Here is a 1530-nt window from a genome sequence, read left to right as displayed (position 1 = left end):
AGCGGCTGGAACTGCAGCAGCTGCTGGCCCAGCGCGGCTTCTACAAGGGCACCCCGGACGGCCAGTTCGGCGGCCAGACAAGGGAAGCGCTGCGTAACTTCCAGGCCTCGGTCGGCGTGCCCGCCGACGGCTTTGCCTCCTCCGACGTGCTGGATCGGCTGCGCGGGCGGTAAAATCGCCCCGAAAGTAACCCTGAACAGGGATTTTGGCAGGTAGCCTTGACGGAGGCGGCTGTTCCCCGGTGTATGGGGCAAGAATCTGCAACGGAATTTGCCTGTTTGGCGCCCGATTCCGTTATTATATTAAGCCGCTTCCGATCCCCGTTGCGCTGCCCGAGATCGCATGTCGAAAAAGTCCCTGTTCAAGGCGCTGACCGAGACCGGCCCGTTGATCGCGCTGGGGACGGCGCTTGCGATTCTGGTCTCGGTCGCGGGGCCTGCCTCGGCGCAGTTCTTCAACTTCCCCGGCTTCGGCGGCCCGCCGCAGCGCTCTGCACCACCGCCACAACGGGGCGGAGGTGGAGGTGGCGGCGGCTGGTTCGGCGGCGACTTCTTTGCACCATTCCAGCAGCAACAGCCGCAGGCACCTCGCCAGGATTTTTCGCGCGCGCCGGCGCCTGCGAAACGCGACACCATCCCTGAGAAGAACGTGCTGGTGATCGGCGACGCCATGGCCGACTGGCTCGCCTACGGTTTGGAAGACGCCTACACCGAGCAGCCCGACATGGGCGTGATCCGCAAGCACAAGACCGCGTCCGGCCTGATCAAGTACCAGCCGAAGGGTGAGCCCTCGGATTGGGCGGCAGCGGCCAGGGGCATCCTCGAGACCGAGAAGCCTGACGTCATCGTCGTCATGCTCGGCCTCAACGACCGCGCCGCGATCCGCGAGCCTGTCGCCGACAAGTCGGACAAGGCCACGGATAAAGACAAGGACAAGAAGAACGACAAGGGCGCGCGCGCCAAGCAACCGGCCAAGCCCGGCGAGCCCAAACCCGGTACCGATGCCGCCGCCAAGCCCGACGACAAGCCTGCCGATGCCGACCTGCCGCAGGATGATGCCGACAACGCCGATGCGCCTGTGGCCGCGCCCGAAAAGACGGCCCGCAATCCGAACGGCCTCTACGAATTCCGCGACGATCGCTGGGTCGAGCTCTACGGCAAGAAGATCGAGGAACTGGCAGGTGTCCTCAAGGCCAAGGGCGTGCCGGTGCTCTGGGTCGGTCTTCCCGCCATCCGCGGGCAGAAGGGCACGGCGGACATGCTGTTCCTGGATTCGCTCTATCGCGAAGGCGCGGCCAAGGCCGGCATTACCTATGTCGACGTCTGGGACGGCTTTGTCGACGAGGCCGGCCGCTTCCTCCAGAAGGGGCCTGACTTCGAAGGCCAGATCCGTCAGCTCCGCAGCTCCGACGGCGTCTTTTTCACCAAACCCGGCGCGCGCAAGCTGGCGCACTATGTCGAGCGCGAGATCACGCGCCTGCTTGCGGGACGCTCGGGCCCGATCGCGCTGCCGAGCGAGCCGGCGACGCCC

Annotated in this window: 2 protein-coding genes; both read left to right on the top strand. The window is 66.0% G+C overall.

Annotated features, from left to right (window positions below; genetic code table 11):
* Positions 1–173: peptidoglycan-binding protein (locus tag MOV74_RS37870; protein ID WP_246932590.1), on the top strand; the 173-nt coding region annotated here is incomplete at its 5' end.
* Positions 174–342: 169 nt separating this feature from the next.
* On the top strand, positions 343–1530 hold a 1188-nt coding region (locus MOV74_RS37865), incomplete at its 3' end, for a DUF459 domain-containing protein (RefSeq protein WP_246932588.1).

Origin of the sequence: Bradyrhizobium sp. SHOUNA76, from assembly GCF_023006445.1 — a bacterium.
Classification (GTDB): domain Bacteria; phylum Pseudomonadota; class Alphaproteobacteria; order Rhizobiales; family Xanthobacteraceae; genus Bradyrhizobium.
Note: the sequence above shows the minus strand (reverse complement) of the source record. Positions and strands in the feature narration are given on the sequence as shown.